The sequence below is a fragment of the Sphingomonas sp. genome (assembly GCF_019746015.1).
In the GTDB taxonomy this organism is placed as follows: domain Bacteria; phylum Pseudomonadota; class Alphaproteobacteria; order Sphingomonadales; family Sphingomonadaceae; genus Sphingomonas.
The window spans coordinates 90596-105932 of sequence record NZ_JAIESM010000005.1 but is presented as its reverse complement, the minus strand read 5'-3'; the positions used below and the strand labels follow the sequence as shown (position 1 = coordinate 105932).

Below are 15337 nucleotides of genomic sequence, written 5' to 3'. Positions count from 1 at the left end.
AGCATTTTGCCAATGCTGCCTGATCCCCAGACGGGGTGACGCTGCCCGGCCGTCACCAATGTTTGCAACAGAGCCCTTACGAATGTTCAACGCCGGAGCGGATCAGGGCGTTTTCGAACATCGTGTTCGAAGCGGGCATTTCCGCCCCCACCCGCACGCCCCGCGGCCGCGACATCGACGCGGCGTGCGGCCAGCTGAAAACCGCCAGCGAGAAAAAGACCCGCGCCGAGCTGGACCGCCTGGCCGAGGAAAAGCAGGCCGCCTTGGGGTAGTGGCGGCTGCCCGGCACCACCGCGCCAGCCTGCAGGAATGGTCTCGATGACGCAGTGGCTGACATTTGCCCTGCCGCTCGCCGCCGGCCTGCTGGGCGGGGCGATGAATGCGCTGGCCGGGGGCGGCACCTTTGCGACGATGCCGGCGCTGATCGCGCTTGGTCTGCCCGGGCCGATTGCCAACGCGACCAGCAATGTGGCGCTGCAGCCGGGCGCCTTGTCGGCCGCCTGGGGCTTCCGGCGGGGGCTGGCGCCGCTGGGCGGCGTGTCGGTGCGGATGCTGGGCGCGATCACCTTTGCCGGCGGGCTGGCGGGCAGCGTGCTGCTGGTGCTCACGCCCACCCGCACCTTCGACCTGATCATTCCCTGGCTGCTGCTGATCGCCTTTGCCGCGATCGCGCTCGGCCGGCGCGCGGCGGACTGGTTGCGCGCGCGCGTGCAGATCGGCGCGCCCGCGCTGATCGCGACGCAGGCGCTGCTCGGCCTTTACGGCGGCTATTTCGGCGGCGGCGTGGGCATCATGACGACGGCCGCTTACGGCCTGCTCGCCGGGGTGCCGCCGCACCGGCTGATGGCGCCGCGCACGCTGATGCTGGCGATTGCCAATACCGCGGCCGCGATCGTGTTCATCGGCTATGGCATGGTGCGCTGGGGGGCGTGCCTGCCGATGCTGGCGGGTGCGGTGGTGGGCGGATGGGCGGGCGCGAAGCTGGGAAACCATCTGCCCCCGGCCGCCGTGCGCGCCTGGACGCTGGCGCTGACCGCCGCGACGACGGCGGTGTTCTTCTGGCGCGCCTATTTCTGAATACCGGCGTTTTTTTCAATCCTTGCCGTACACCCGATGTAACCGTTGCGCGAGCAACACCGTATTGTCATGTTGAACTGTCAACAGGGCGAGACGGCCCCGCAGAACAGGGTGACGATCGATGGCTAGCGCTGCTGAACCTGCCGACCACCAAGCTGCGGCGCCCGTGGAGGCGCCGCCCGCGCCGCCGCGCCGGCTCTACAAACATGCGCTTTCCACCCGGCTGTGGCACTGGGTGAATGCGTTCACCATCTTCATCATGATCGGCTCGGGGCTGGGCATTCTCAACGCCCATCCGCACCTTTATTGGGGCGTGCACGGCGCGCAGCCGGACGTGCCCTGGCTCGAACTGCCGCACTGGCCGAGCTGGATGACCATTCCGGGCAGCTACAATCTCTCGCTGTCGCGGCGCTGGCACCTGTTCTTCGCGCTGGTGCTGGGCTTCGGGCTGCTCGCCTTCATGATCGCCAGCCTGCTCAACCGGCATTTCCAGAAGCAGCTGACGATCCGCACGCACGAGATCGCGCCCGGGCATCTGTGGCACGATATCAAGGAGCATCTGGCGCTGCGCTTCCACGATCCCGCCAACCCCACCGCGTTCAACGTGCTGCAGAAGATCGCCTATGCCTTCACCCTGTTCGTGCTGCTGCCCGTCATCATCCTGACCGGGCTTGGCATGTCGCCGGGCATCAACGCGGCCTGGCCGTGGATATTGGAGCTGTTCGGCGGGCGCGCCTCCGCACGGTCGATCCATTTCCTGGCGATGTGCGGCATCATCGGCTTTGTCGTCGTCCATCTGGCGCTGGTCATCCTGGCGGGGCCGGTGCGCGAGGTGGGATCGATGATCACCGGCTATTGGCGGGTGCCGGACCATGGGCATGAGGAGAGCGAGGCATGACGACGATCATCACCCGCCGCGCGCTGGTGACGGGCGCCTCGGCCGGCGCCGGGCTGTTGCTGTCGGGCTGCGACCGGCTGGTCCAGAACGACACCTTCCGCGGCATTTTGTACAGCGAGGACAAGATCCACCGCTCGCTGCAGCAGGCGCTGACCGACCGGGCGAGTCTCGCGCCCGAATATCGCGCCGATCAGATGTCGCCGGTGTTCCGGGCGAATGGCACGCTCAATCCCGGCGGCGAGCAATATAATGGCTGGGTGGCGGAAAATTTCGCCAGCTTCCGCCTGGTGATCGACGGGCTGGTCAACCGGCCGCAATCGCTGTCGCTCGCGCAGATCAGGTCGATGCCCGCGCGCACCCAGATCACCAAGCATGACTGTGTGGAGGGGTGGACCGCGATCGGCAAGTGGCACGGGCCGACCGTGGGCGCGCTGTTGAAGCTCGCTGATGTCCGCTCGACCGCGCGCTACATCGTCTTCCACTGCGCCGATCATTATCACGGCGCCGTCAATCCCTATTATGAATCGATCGACATGTTCGATGCGTTCCACCCCCAGACCATTCTGGCCTGGGCGATGAACGGCAAGAACGTGACCGTGCCGCACGGCGCCCCGCTGCGCCTGCGTGCCGAACGGCATCTGGGCTATAAACAGGCCAAATATGTTATGCGGATGGAAGCGGTGTCGTCCTTTGCCCATATCCAGGGCGGCCAGGGTGGCTATTGGGAAGACAATGTTGACTATGACTGGTACGCCGGGTTGTAAGTATAGCATAGCGTATCAAGACATAGCGTATGGCGTTGCTCGACCTGTTCCTTGCCCGCGCCGTGAAGCGTGGCCGGTTGACCGTCCTTCACCATGACGGCCGACGGGCGATGTTCGGCACGCCCGACCCGGCCTTTCCCGATGTAACGATCCGCTTCACCGATGCAGGCGCGGTGGGCGCCATTCTGCGCGATCCGGCGCTGGGCGCGGGCGAGGCCTATATGAACGGCCGGCTGGTGCTGGAGGGGGGCGATGTGCTCGACCTCGTCACGCTGCTGACCGCCAATGACCGGTGGGAGGAGGGCGCGAACCGGCTGCGCGCCAACCCGGCGACCCGCGCGCTGGAAGCGGTGACGCACCGCGTCGGCCGCATCAACATGGCGCGCGCGGCCAAGCGCAACGTCGCCCATCATTACGACCTGTCGGACCGGCTCTATGACCTGTTCCTCGATGCCGACCGGCAATATAGCTGCGCCTATTTCGCCGATCCCGCCACCCAGCTCGATCAGGCGCAGCAGGACAAGCTGGCACATATCGCCGCCAAGCTTGCACTGGCGCCGGGCATGCGCGTGCTCGACATTGGCTGTGGCTGGGGCGGCATGGCGCTCTATCTCCACCGCAGGACCGGCGCCGAGGTGCTGGGCGTAACGCTGTCGGAGGAACAGCTGAAAGTGGCGCGCGCGCGCGCCGAGGCCGCCGGCGTCGCCGACAAGGTGCGCTTCGAGCTGATCGATTACCGCCACGTCACCGGCAGTTTCGACCGGATCGTCTCGGTCGGCATGTTCGAGCATGTCGGACCCGCCAATTACCGCAGCTTCTTTCGCCAGTGCCACGATCTGCTGACCCCCGATGGCGTGATGCTGCTCCACACCATCGGCCGCGCCGGCCCGCCGGGGGTGACCGACAAATGGACGGTCAAATACATCTTCCCCGGCGGCTATAATCCGGCGCTTTCAGAAATCGTGCGCGGATCGGAAGGACTGCGCATGTTCCTGACCGATGTCGAGGTGCTGCGGCTGCATTATGCGCATACGCTGCAGCACTGGTACGACCGCACCACCGCCGCGCGCGATGCGATTGTCGCGCTGTATGACGAGCGCTTCTTTCGGATGTGGCAATTCTATCTGGCAGGCGCGCTGTGCGCGTTCCGTTATGGCGGGCTGGTCAACTACCAGCTGCAATATGCGCGCAACCGCAACACCCTGCCCATCACCCGCGACTATATGGCGGTGGCCGAAACCAAGCTGCGCATGCCGGGCTAGCGCCGGTCGCCAGCACCCCTAATCCGCGTCCGGCCCCAGCGCGGGGTCCAGGTCGCGCGGGCGGATGAAGCGGGCGAGCCGCCCGGTGCCGCGCGCCACCTGATCCCAGCGATCGATGTCGAAGGTGATTTCGGCGAGTGCGGCGGTGGGGAATTTGTCATAGACCGCCGCGCGCGCCGCATCCGCTGCATCGTCCGGCACCAGCTGGAGCACCAGATCCTCCAGCCCCGGATTATGCCCCACCATCAGCGCCGACCCGGCGCTGTCCGGCAGCGCATTGACCAGATCGATGAGCGCACTGGCAGAGGCGAGATAGATGCGCCGCTCCCACACCGCATGGAGCGGGGCGCCATAGCCCTGCTCGACGCCGGTGATCGTCTCCGTCACCCGCGCCGCGTCTGACGCCAGCACATGGTCGAAGCGCAGCCGTTCGGCCTTCAGATAGCGCCCCATCGTCACCGCGCCGCGGGTGCCGCGCGCGTTCAGCCGCCGGTCGAAATCGCGCGCCTGGGGATCGTCCCAGCCCGACTTGGCATGGCGCAGAAGGAACAGATGTTTCATTGCCGGTCGCTCGCTTGGCCCGCTTCCTCATGCCCCAGCGCGGGCGTGGTGAAAAGCCGTTTGGCAAGCCGGGCCACCGCCTCGTCCAGCGTCACGCGCGCCACCGGCACCCCGGCGGGAAAGGCGCCGAGCAGACGGCTGGGCACTGCGGCCGAGAGCAGCACGAACACGCCCCGGTCATCGGCGCGGCGAATCAGCCGGCCGAACGCCTGTGCCAGCCGCGCGCGCACGATGCGGTCGTCATAGGCGCTGCCGCCGCCCGCCAGCCGCCGCGCGGCGTGGAGCACGCCGGGCTTCGCCCAGGGCACCCCTTCCAGCACCACCAGCCGCAGCGAATGGCCGGGCACATCCACCCCGTCGCGCAGCGCATCGGTGCCGAGCAGCGAGGCATTTGGGGCGTCGCGAAACATGTCGACCAGCGTGCCGGTGTCGATCGGGTCGACATGCTGCGCGTAGAGCGGCAGGCCGTCGCGCGCCAGCCGGTCGGCAATGCGCGCATGTACCGCGCGCAGCCGGCGGATGGCAGTGAACAGCCCCAGCGTGCCGCCGCCCGCCGCCGCGATCAGCCGGGCATAGGCATTGGCGAGCGCGGCGGTATCCCCGCGCTTGATGTCGGTCACGATCAGCACTTCGGCGCGGGTGGCATAGTCGAAGGGGCTGGCCGCCTCGAACCGGATGGGCGGCGCGGCGAGCGCGGCGGCGCCGATCCGCGCCTCCGCCACCGCCCAGTCGCCGCCGGCGCGCAGCGTCGCCGAGGTGACCAGCACGCCCTGGGCCGGTTTCAGCACCACCTCGGCAAGTGGCCGGGCAGGATCGAGCCAGCGCCGGTGGAGCCCGACGTCGAGATCGCGCCCCTCCACCCGGTCGACCGCCAGCCAGTCGACGAAATCGGGGTCGGCCGGGCCACCCACCCGCGCGACCAGCGCCAGCCAGCCGGCAACCGTTTCGGTGCGCCAGCCCAGCGCTGCGATCGCCCCGTCGATCCGCGCGCGCGCCGGCCCGTCCAGCCAGTCGGGCGCCTCGTCGAGCACCGCTTCCAGCCGCCGCGATAGCGCCACGAGCGGCCGGTGCAGATCGGCAAGCGCACGCGCAGCACCCCCCGCTGCCTCGACCAGCGCCGCATCAGGCTCGGCCAGTTCGGTCTCCAGGCCATAGCCCGCATCCTCGCTGCCCAGATCGCGGGCATAGACCAGGCCCCGCACCGCCGCGAGCAGCGCCTCGACCGGGCCGAACGGCGTGCCTTCCGCCAGCCGGGCGAGCCAGCCCTCGCCCGGCAGCGCCTGGGCCGCCGCGACCGCCGCCGCAATCGCCGCCGCGCCCGCCGCGTCATAGCTTGCCACGTCGGACAGCCGCGCCGACAGCCCCCGCCGGCGGCCGCGCGCGCGCGATTCGGGGCCCAGCACCCAGCGCCTCAGCTCGATTGCTTCCGCCCCCGTCAGCGCGACGCCGAACACCGCGTCGGCCGCATCGAACAGATGATGCCCCTCGTCGAACACGTAATGCGCCGGCCGCGTCGCCAGTTCGCGCCCGCGCGCCGCATTCACCAGCACCAGCGCATGGTTGGCGATCACGATGTCGGCATCGGCGCTGGCGCGCACCGCCCGTTCGATGAAGCATTTGCGGTAATGCGGGCAGCCGGCATAGACGCACTCGCCGCGCCGGTCGGTCAGCGCCCCGCCCCCGCCGCGCCGGAACAGCGTGGGCAGCCAGCCGGGCAGATCGCCGCCGACCATGTCGCCATCGGCGGTATAGGCCGCCCAGCGCGCGACCAGCTGGGCATAGACCGCCGCGCGCCCCTGAAATCCGCCCTGCAGCGCATCCTCCAGATTGAGCAGGCAGGCGTAATTTTCCCGCCCCTTGCGCGTGACGACGCGGGCGCGGCGGACCTGCGCATCGGGGAACAGGCGCACCGTCTCATGCGCCAGCTGGCGTTGCAGCGCCTTGGTGAAGGTGGACACCCACACCGCCCCGCCCGCGCTTTCCGCCCAGAGCGAGGCGGGGGCTAGATAGCCCAGCGTCTTGCCGATGCCGGTGCCGGCCTCCGCCAGCACGATATTGGGCGCGTCGCGCCGGTCGCGCGGGGCAAAGGCGGCGCTCGCCGCTTCGGCATAGGCGCGCTGGCCGGCGCGCGCCTCTGCCCCCGCCCCGGTCAGCCGGGTCAGCCGGTCAAGCGCGGCCTCGGGCGCGATCGCCACCGGGCGCGGCGCCGGGCGCGGTGCCCCCTCCTGCCATTCGGGCAGGCGCGCGAACAGGAACGCCTCGCCACTGTCAGGCCGGGCGATATGGGGGCCAAGGGCGGCGGCCCAAGGCCAGCGCAGTCGGGCCAGCGATTGCAGCACGGTCCAGGCCCCCTCCCGCTCCGGCCAGTCGCCGCTCAGGCGCGCGATCAGCCGGGCGGCCGCCGCGCGCAGCAGCGGCGCGACAGCCGCCTCGCTCTCCGGCGGGGGCAGACCGGCAGCCTCGGCCAGCCCCTTGGGCGTTGGCACCATGAAGCGCGCGGGGTGGAGAAAGGCGAACAGTTCGAGCAGGTCGAGCCCCGACAGCTCGCCATGGCCCAGCCGCGCGGCGATCAGCGGCGCGTTGAGCAGGATCATCGGCGTGTCGGCGGCGCGCGCAATCGCCTCCCCCCGCGACACCTGGCGCACGCCGTCGTCGCTGGCCAGCCAGATGCCGGCATGGCTTGCGTGCAGCGCGGGATAGGGAAGCGGCATCGCGCCGCTTTCGCCTATCGCCAACATCATGGCAACTTAACGCGACGTTCTGACCTGCAGAAACGAGTCGAGCTGTTCGAAGCTGCCGGCCCAGCCGCCTTCCATCGACGCCATCATACTGGCGAAGAACGCCTCTTCCTCAGCCGTCGCGCCAAGCGGCTCCCAGCTGAGCGTGATCAGCGTGCCCGCGCCCTCTTCGGCGAAGTCCACGGTCGTCAGCAGTTCGAGCGGGAATTGCGGCGCGAAGGGCGCGCGGGCGCGGTTGCCGGCTTCGTCCGCGAAGCCGTGGATCCACACCAGGCGCGCAGGTGGCGTCACCTCGCGGAACACGAATTTGCTGAACATCACGCCGCCGTCGGGCGCCTCCATCCGGCCACGCCATACACCGCCCGGACGCAGATCGAACGCAAGGATCGTCCCCGCGCTGCCCTTCGGCCCGAACCACTGGACGAGTTGATTGGGCTGCGTCCAGGCCGCCCAAACGCGCGCGCGGGGGGCCGCGAAATGGCGGATGGTGGTGAAGCGCGGGGTCGTCATGGCTTTGGTCCTTCCATTTGGCCGAGCAGCGCGTCGAGCCGGTCAAAATTGTCGCGCCAATAATCAGCGAAGCCGTCGATCCACGCCCGCGCCTCGGCAAGCCCTTCCGCCTTCAGCCGCCGGGGGCGGGCCTGTGCCGCGCGTGTGCCCTCGATCAGCCCGGCGGCTTCGAGCACTTTCAGATGCCGTGAAATCGCAGGCTGGCTGATGCCGAACGGCCGCGCCAGTTCGCCGACGGTTGCCTCCCCCTTCGCCAAACGCGCGAGGATCGCCCGGCGGGTGGGATCGGCGAGCGCCGCGAACTGCCGATCAAGCTGCGATTCCATAACTACATCGTTATATAACAACTGCAACACATACAAGCGGCAAATGGTTGCGTCGGAAGCGCGGGCGCGGCAGAGCCTTTGGCGTTATGACCGATCCCGATACCCTGCGCGCCGCGCTCGAGTCCAAGGCCTGGCCCTATGAAGAGGCGCGCAAGTTGCTGGCGCGCTATCCCGGCGGCAAGCCCGGCGGCGTGCCGGTGCTGTTCGAAACCGGCTATGGCCCGTCGGGCCTGCCCCATATCGGCACCTTCAACGAAGTGCTGCGCACGACGATGGTGCGCCGCGCCTATGAAACACTGACCGGCGCGCCGACCCGGCTGATCGCGTTCAGCGACGATATGGACGGGCTGCGCAAGGTGCCGGACAATGTGCCGAACCAGGCCATGCTGGGCGCCTATCTGGGTCACCCGCTGACCAGGGTGCCCGACCCGTTCGAAAAGTACGAAAGCTTCGCGCACCATAATAACGCGATGCTGCGCGCGTTTCTCGACCGCTTCGGCTTCGAGTATGAATTCGCCTCCTCCACCGATTATTACACGTCGGGCCGGTTCGACGACGCCTTGCGCGCGGTGCTGCGCCATTATGACGCGATCATGGGAGTGATGCTGCCCACGCTGCGCGCCGAGCGGCAGGCGACCTATTCGCCGGTGCTGCCGATCAGCCCCAAATCGGGCGTGGTGCTGCAGGTGCCGGTCGAGGTGGTCGATGCCGAGGCGGGGATCGTGCGCTTCACCGACGATGGCGACGTGATCGAACAGTCGATCCTGTCGGGCGGCGCCAAGCTGCAATGGAAGGTCGACTGGGCAATGCGCTGGGTCGCGCTGGGCGTCGATTACGAGATGGCCGGCAAGGACCTGATCGATTCGGTCATCCAGTCGGGCAAGATCACGCGCGTGCTGGGCGCGCGGCCGCCCGAGGGCTTCAACTACGAGATGTTCCTCGACGAAAAGGGCGAGAAGATTTCTAAGTCCAAGGGCAATGGCCTCAGCCTGGAGCAATGGCTGACCTATGGCTCGGACGAGAGCCTGGCCTTCTACATCTATCGCGAGCCGAAAAAGGCCAAGGCCTTGCACATGGGCGTCATCCCCCGCGCGGTGGATGATTATTGGCAGTTCCGCGCGGCCTATGCCGATCAGCCCGTCGAGCAACGGCTGGGCAACCCGGTGCACCATATCCATAATGGCCCGCCGCCAGCCGACGCGCTGCCCGTCACCTTCGGGCTGCTGCTCAATCTGGTCGGCGTGATGGGCGCGGGGGCCACGCCCGCGCAGGTGTGGGGCTATCTTGCCAATTATGTGCCCGATGCGAGCCCGGAAGCTTATCCCGCGCTGACGACGCTGATCGACCGGGCGCTGGCCTATAACCGCGACTATGTGGCGCCGACGCTGAAGCGCCGCGCGCCGACGGCGGAGGAAGCGCAAGGGCTGGCCGATCTCGACGCCGCGCTCGCCGCGCGGTCCGCGGCGGATGCGGAAGCGATCCAGAACGACGTCTATGAAATCGGCAAGGCGCGCTTCGGCAAGGAACGGCTGCGCGACTGGTTCAAGGCGCTGTACGAAACGCTGCTCGGCTCCAGCCAGGGGCCGCGCATGGGCAGCTTCATCGCGCTTTACGGCATTGCCGGCACCCGCGCGCTGATATCCGAGGCACTGGCATCAGCGGCCGAAGGGAGCCCCGCCGCGCCCCAATAAGGGCGGCTGCCCGGTTTCGATTGCGCAAGGCCCGGCTTGCGGCGAATAAGGCGGCCATGGGGATGAGGGGGATCATCAGCCGGCGGGGCGTGACCTCTGCACTGCGCGCTTTCCTGGCGGGGGAGGCGAAGGGCGGCATCGTGCTGATGGCGGCCGCGTTTGCCGCGCTGCTGCTTGCCAATCTGCCCGCGACCGCGCCCGTCTATGCCGCGCTCCTGCACCAGCCGCTGGGTCCGGTGCTGGTGCCGGGGCACGGCCCGCTGACGGTGGAGCTGTGGATCAACGACGGGCTGATGGCGCTGTTCTTCCTGCTGGTGGGGCTGGAGATCAAGCGCGAGCTGGCCGATGGCGAGCTGACCCAGCCGGCGCGGCGGCGGCTGCCGGTGCTGGCGGCGGCGGCGGGCATGCTGGCCCCGGCGCTCGTTTATCTGGCGGTGGCCGGCGGCGTGCCCGCGCTGCGCGCCGGCTGGGCGATACCGGCGGCGACCGACATCGCCTTTGCCATCGGCGTAATGGCGCTGCTCGGCAAGCGGGTGCCGGCGGCGCTCAAACTGTTCCTTACGACGGTGGCGATCGTCGACGATATGGGCGCGGTGGCGATCATTGCGCTTGCCTATAGCCACGGGCTCGATCTGGCCGCGCTGGCGGCGGCAGCAGGCGTGCTGGCGCTGATGGCGGCAATGAACGCGCAGGGCGTGCGAAGGCTGTGGCCCTATGGCGCGGCGTTCGTGCTGCTGTGGTGGCTGGTGCTGCTGTCGGGCGTGCATGCAACCGTGGCCGGCGTGGCGGCGGCCGCCTTCATTCCGTTCGACCGCACACGCGGTGCCCCCGATGCGCACCACTCGCCGCTGCACCGGCTGGAGCACGGGCTGGCACCCTGGGTGGCCTATGCCATCGTGCCGCTGTTCGCGCTGGCCAATGCCGGCGTGGTGCTGGCCGGCGCCGCGCTGGGCAGCGCGCTGGTCTGGGCGATTGCGCTGGGGCTGATCCTGGGCAAGCAGGCGGGCATCTTGGGCGCGGTGTGGCTGGCCGAAAGGTGGAAGATCGCGCGGCGGCCGGGCGGGGCGGGCTGGCTGCAGATTTACGGCGTCGCGCTGCTGGGCGGCATCGGCTTCACGATGAGCCTGTTCATCGGCACGCTGGCCTTTCCCGATCAGCCGGCGCTGCTGGCGCAGGTGAAGCTGGGCGTGCTGACGGGCTCGCTGGTGTCGGCGATTGCCGGCTATGCGGTGCTGCGGCTCGCCGCGAAGGAGGAATGATGCGCGCGTTCTTTTCCCCTCGCCAGCTGGCGCACGCGCCGGCGCGGGAACTGCACAATGGCGGCTTTACCGACTATGCCGAGGCACCGGCGCGGGCAGAGGCGATCCGCGCGGCGCTGGGCCGGGTGGAGGCGCCCGCCGACCGGGGCGAGGCGCCGGTCGCCGCCGTCCACTCGGCCGCCTATATCGACTTTCTGAAAACCGCGCCCGTGCTGTGGTCCGCCGCCGGGCGGCCGGGTGATGCGATCGGCTATGTCTGGCCGGTGGTCGGGCGGCGGCCGCTCAACCTGCAGCGGATCGATGCGCTGATCGGCCAGTTCAGCTTCGATGCCGCCACCCCGCTGACGCCGGCCAGCTGGGACGCGGCCTATTGGAGCTGCCAGAGCGGGCTGGCCGCGCTCGACGCGGTGCTGGGCGGCGAGCGGGCGGCCTTTGCGCTGTGCCGGCCGCCGGGCCACCATGCCGGCGCCGATTATATGGGTGGCTATTGCTATCTGAACGCCGCCGCCGTGGTGGCAGAGGCCGCGCGCGCCGCCGGGCGGCAGCGGGTCGCGGTGCTCGACATCGACTATCACCACGGCAATGGCACGCAGGACATTTTCTGGGCGCGCGGCGACGTGTACTACGCCTCGATCCATGCCGACCCGGTGACCGACTATCCCTTTTACTGGGGCCATGCCGATGAGCGCGGCGAGGGGGCGGGCGAAGGGGCGACACTCAACCTGCCGCTGCCGCAGGGGACGACGCTCACCGCCTTCCGCCGCGCGCAGCAGACGGCGCTGGAGGCGATCGCGGCCTTCGGCGCCAAGCTGCTGGTGGTAAGCTTTGGCGCCGACACCTGGGAGGGCGACCCGATCAGCCACTTCAAGCTGACGACGCAAGATTATGCGGTGCTGGGGCAGGACCTGGCAGCGGCCGGGCTGCCGACGGTGCTGCTGATGGAGGGCGGCTATGCGATTCCCGCACTGGGCGCCAATGTCAGCAGCCTGCTGAGCGGGTTTTGAAGTTTTTGGTAGGGAGCGGGCCGGTGCCGGGGAAGGCCACCGCCTTCCCCAAAACCCAAAAAAGAGCATCTCGTGGATACTGAAATTCAGTTGTCCAGCTTGTCGGCCGGTGGATCCCCCCTGCGGGCGGCGGCGATGCCTTCCACCTTTTCCAACACGCGCAGCACATTGCCCTGGGCAAGGCCGGCGAGCGCGGCGTCGCTCCAGCCGCGCCGGGCGAGTTCGATGAAGACCGCCGGATAGCCGTCCACCCCCGGCACATCGGCGGGAGCATTGCCGGCAATCCCTTCGAAATCGGCGCCGATGCCGACCGCGCCCTGCCCGCCCAGCCGCGCGATATGCTCGATATGGTCGGCAATCGTCGCCGCCGTCACGCGCGGCGCCGGGTGGCTGGCTTCCCACGCGACCAGCGGGGCGGGGCTGCGCGGGCCATAGACATCGGCCTTCACGCCGGCGCTGCGGGCAAAGGCGGTGCGCGCCGCGTCCCAGGCGCGCCAGCCATCGCTCAGATGGCCGGGATAGAAGCTGACCATGATCACCCCGCCCTTCGCCGCCACCGCGCGGATCAGATCATCGGGCACGTTGCGCGGCGCCGCCGCCACGCCCCGCGCGCCGGAATGGGAGGCGATGACCGGCGCGGCGCTTTCCGCCACCGCCGCCGCCATCGTCGCGTCGGAGACATGGCTGACATCGATGATCATCCCCAGCCGGTTCATCTCCGCCACCACCTGGCGGCCGAAGGGCGACAGGCCATTGGCGCGCGGCGCGTCGGTCGAGGCATCGGCCCAGCTGAGGCTCTTGAAATGGGTGAGCGTCATGTAGCGCACGCCCAGCGCATGATATTGGCGCAGTACCGAGAGGCGCCCGTCGATCTGGTGCCCGCCTTCCACCCCCATCAGCGAGGCGATCCGCCCGGCGCGCATCGCCGCGCGCACCTCCGCCGCGGTGCCCGCCAGCTGCAGCACCTGTGGATAGGCGGCGGCGACGCGCTTCACCGTATCGATCTGTTCCAGCGTCATTTCCACCGCGCGCGCGCCGCTCGCCTGGGTATCGACATAGACCGACCAGAATTGTCCGCCCAGATGGCCGGCGCGGGCGCGCGCCCAGTCGGTCTGCAGCGGCACCGGCAGGCGGCGGGTGTCGGCGTTCAGATCGGGGATGATGCCCTCCTGATCCTCGCGGATCGCCCAGGCGAGATCATTATGCCCGTCGATCACCGGGCTTGCCGCCAGCACCCGCTCCACCCGCGCCTTTAGCGCGGCCTCATCGGCCGGCGGCGCGAGCGGCGGGGCGGAGGTGGCGGCGGCGAGCATCGGCAGCAGGATCGACAGCATCGGGAGACTCCTATTGGTCGCCTGTGGCGACACGGTACCAGCCCGCTCCCCCACCCGGCCTCCCATCGGTAGTATCGTGTGGGACCCCGGGTGGGGGAGCGGGCTGGCACCGCCGCAATCAACTCTGGCCCAGTCTGGCGGCGGGCGCCACCCCCAGCCAGGCCGCCAGCCCCGGCAGGCGCGGCAGCACCAGCCGGTCGAACAGCCACAGCAGCAGCAGCGACACCGCCAGCATCGGCAGCAGCAGCGCGAGCATGCCGATGATCGCTACCACCCCGCCGATGCGCGGCGGCAGCGCGGGTGCCGGCGGCGCGCCCAGTGCTTGTGCGGGCTTGCGCCGGCGCCACAGGATGAAGCCCGAGACGCTGAGCGTGACCAGCGCCACCGCCGTCAGCACCCCCACCGCCTGGTTGAACGCACCCAGCAGCTGCCCCTCATGCCAGGCAATGCCATAGCCGATGATGCGGTCAGCCAGCGGCTTGTCGGCAAAGGTCTTGCGGGCCAGCGTGCGGCCGGTCTGCGCATCGATGGTGATGCTGCGCGCGAGCGGCCGGTTCTGCGGGTCGGCGCGGATCGTCCAGACGCCGGGCGACCGCGCGCCCGGTGCCACGACCGATGCCGGGAAGGGCAGCCGCTCGGCCACCGCGCGGGCGACCAGCGCGTTCAGCCGCACCGGGCCGGTCACGCTGGCGCTGTCGAGCATTGCCTGATGGTCATGCGCGTCGTGCAGCCCCAGCTTCCAGTCGGGCGCGGTCGCGGTGGTCATCGCGCGCAGCTGCTTGAACCCCTCACCCCATATATGCGTCCAGGGCAGGCCGGTCAGCAGCAACACCAGCGCGAGGCCGGCGACCCAGAAGCCGGTCACCGCGTGCAGATCGCGCCAGAACAGCCGCGCGCCGCCCGACAGGCGCGGCCACACCACGCCCGCCGCGCCGCGGCCGCGCGGCCACCACAGATAGAGTCCGCTCAGCACCATCACGATTGCCCAGCTCGCCGCCAGCTCGACCAGCACCGATCCCCAGAAGCCCGCCAGCAGCGAACCGTGCAGGTGCGACAGCAGCGTGGTGAGCCGCATCTCCGGGTCCAGGCTGCCCAGCACGCGGCCATCGGCGGCGACGAACACGTCGCGCATCGCCTCGCTGCCCGGCAGCGCGAGATGGATCATCGCCGGATCGCCAGCCGCGCGGGGCAGGCGGTAACTGTGGAAGCGCGCGCCCGGAAAGGCGGCGAGCGCGGCGTCGCGCTGCGCCTCGGGCGAGACGGTGACGGTTGCCGGGGGCGCTGCAAAGCTGCGCTCCTCGGCCGCGTCGATCTGGGGCTTGAACAGATAGAGCGCGCCCGTCACCGACAGGATGAGGATGAAGGGGATCACAAACAGCCCGGCATAGAAATGCCAGCGCCACAGGGTGCGATACACATTGGCCATGGTGCGCGCCGATTAGCGCGAGCGCGCGCGCCTGTCTCGCCTGAAAATGCCGCTTATCCCTTGGGATACAGCAATATTTGCGTGCAGCGGAACATCGCCAGCCGCTTGCCCGTGGCGGCCTCGGTCAGTTCCGCGTCCCACACCTGCGTGGTGCGCCCGCCGTGCAGCAGCGTGGCGACGCAGGTCACGTCGCCGGCAATCGCGGTGCCCATGAAGTTGCACTTCACTTCCGCCGTGGTGAAGCCGGTGGCGTCGTCGGGCCACACCGTCGACACGCCATAGGCGCAAAGAATGTCGGCGACGCTCAGCACCGCGCCCGCCAGCAGATAGCCGGTATGCGCGACCAGATCGTCGCGCACCGGGAAGCGCCCGGCCACCCGGCCCGGCGCCACCTCGGTAATCTCCAGCCCCAGATGGCCGGGCAGCTTGCCCAGATTGGCAGCGTTGAGCTTTGCGACGCTGGTCCGGTTGGTCCGCGCCGCCATGC

At 69.4% G+C, this 15337-nt stretch carries 14 protein-coding genes and 1 pseudogene; 8 read left to right on the top strand and 7 right to left on the bottom strand.

What is annotated here, in order from left to right; translation table 11 throughout:
• Nucleotides 1-71 precede the first annotated feature (71 nt).
• From K2Y03_RS00905 to K2Y03_RS00885, 5 genes and pseudogenes are all read left to right on the top strand, one after another.
• A pseudogene (locus K2Y03_RS00905) lies at nucleotides 72-272 on the top strand (23S rRNA (adenine(2503)-C(2))-methyltransferase RlmN); the annotation flags it as partial.
• Between the two features lie 46 nt (nucleotides 273-318).
• Complete coding sequence (locus tag K2Y03_RS00900) at nucleotides 319-1077, top strand: sulfite exporter TauE/SafE family protein (RefSeq protein ID WP_294087516.1); 759 nt, start codon at nucleotides 319-321, stop codon at nucleotides 1075-1077.
• A 121-nt stretch (nucleotides 1078-1198) separates the two neighbouring features.
• Nucleotides 1199-1975 carry a cytochrome b/b6 domain-containing protein gene (locus K2Y03_RS00895; protein WP_294087513.1) on the top strand — a complete coding sequence of 259 codons (777 nt, stop codon included), beginning with the start codon at nucleotides 1199-1201 and terminating at the stop codon, nucleotides 1973-1975.
• Entirely contained in the window at nucleotides 1972-2739 is a 768-nt protein-coding gene (locus tag K2Y03_RS00890; protein ID WP_294087511.1) for a molybdopterin-dependent oxidoreductase, read from the top strand. The genes K2Y03_RS00895 and K2Y03_RS00890 overlap by 4 nt, the downstream gene beginning before the upstream one ends.
• 29 nt (nucleotides 2740-2768) lie before the next feature.
• Entirely contained in the window at nucleotides 2769-4001 is a 1233-nt protein-coding gene (locus K2Y03_RS00885) for a cyclopropane-fatty-acyl-phospholipid synthase family protein (protein ID WP_294087509.1), read from the top strand.
• Between the two features lie 18 nt (nucleotides 4002-4019).
• Here the strand turns inward: K2Y03_RS00885 and K2Y03_RS00880 are convergent, their stop codons facing one another.
• From K2Y03_RS00880 to K2Y03_RS00865, 4 genes are read right to left on the bottom strand one after another with little or no spacing between them, the layout of a single operon-like run.
• Nucleotides 4020-4562 carry a histidine phosphatase family protein gene (locus K2Y03_RS00880; RefSeq protein ID WP_294087506.1) on the bottom strand — a complete coding sequence of 181 codons (543 nt, stop codon included), beginning with the start codon at nucleotides 4560-4562 and terminating at the stop codon, nucleotides 4020-4022.
• Nucleotides 4559-7273 (bottom strand): ATP-dependent DNA helicase, encoded by a 2715-nt coding sequence (locus K2Y03_RS00875; protein WP_294087504.1) that lies wholly within the window; start codon nucleotides 7271-7273, stop codon nucleotides 4559-4561. Before K2Y03_RS00875 ends, K2Y03_RS00880 begins: the two co-directional genes overlap by 4 nt.
• 36 nt (nucleotides 7274-7309) lie before the next feature.
• Nucleotides 7310-7810, bottom strand: a complete 501-nt coding sequence (locus K2Y03_RS00870; protein ID WP_294087502.1) for an SRPBCC domain-containing protein — start codon at nucleotides 7808-7810, stop codon at nucleotides 7310-7312.
• Nucleotides 7807-8136: a helix-turn-helix transcriptional regulator gene (locus tag K2Y03_RS00865; RefSeq protein ID WP_294087501.1), complete on the bottom strand. Its 330-nt coding sequence runs from the start codon at nucleotides 8134-8136 to the stop codon at nucleotides 7807-7809. The genes K2Y03_RS00870 and K2Y03_RS00865 overlap by 4 nt, the downstream gene beginning before the upstream one ends.
• 86 nt (nucleotides 8137-8222) lie before the next feature.
• On the opposite strand from K2Y03_RS00865, the gene K2Y03_RS00860 reads away from it, so the two are divergent.
• The 3 genes from K2Y03_RS00860 to K2Y03_RS00850 all read left to right on the top strand — a co-directional run bounded on the left by K2Y03_RS00860 (nucleotide 8223) and on the right by K2Y03_RS00850 (nucleotide 12090).
• Entirely contained in the window at nucleotides 8223-9827 is a 1605-nt protein-coding gene (locus tag K2Y03_RS00860; protein WP_294087500.1) for a lysine--tRNA ligase, read from the top strand.
• Nucleotides 9828-9889: 62 nt separating this feature from the next.
• Nucleotides 9890-11086, top strand: a complete 1197-nt coding sequence (nhaA, locus tag K2Y03_RS00855; RefSeq protein WP_294087499.1) for a Na+/H+ antiporter NhaA — start codon at nucleotides 9890-9892, stop codon at nucleotides 11084-11086.
• Entirely contained in the window at nucleotides 11086-12090 is a 1005-nt protein-coding gene (locus K2Y03_RS00850) for a histone deacetylase family protein (protein WP_294087497.1), read from the top strand. Before nhaA ends, K2Y03_RS00850 begins: the two co-directional genes overlap by 1 nt.
• A gap of 86 nt (nucleotides 12091-12176) precedes the next feature.
• Here the strand turns inward: K2Y03_RS00850 and K2Y03_RS00845 are convergent, their stop codons facing one another.
• The 3 genes from K2Y03_RS00845 to K2Y03_RS00835 form a co-directional block, all read right to left on the bottom strand.
• The gene (locus K2Y03_RS00845) at nucleotides 12177-13424 is read right to left on the bottom strand and encodes a dipeptidase (protein WP_294087496.1); all 1248 of its coding nucleotides are present in this window, start codon (nucleotides 13422-13424) and stop codon (nucleotides 12177-12179) included.
• 118 nt (nucleotides 13425-13542) lie between these two features.
• Nucleotides 13543-14850, bottom strand: coding sequence for a PepSY domain-containing protein (locus K2Y03_RS00840; RefSeq protein WP_294087494.1), 1308 nt, complete (start codon nucleotides 14848-14850; stop codon nucleotides 13543-13545).
• Nucleotides 14851-14903: 53 nt separating this feature from the next.
• The gene (locus K2Y03_RS00835; RefSeq protein WP_294087493.1) at nucleotides 14904-15335 is read right to left on the bottom strand and encodes a PaaI family thioesterase; all 432 of its coding nucleotides are present in this window, start codon (nucleotides 15333-15335) and stop codon (nucleotides 14904-14906) included.
• Nucleotides 15336-15337 lie beyond the last annotated feature (2 nt).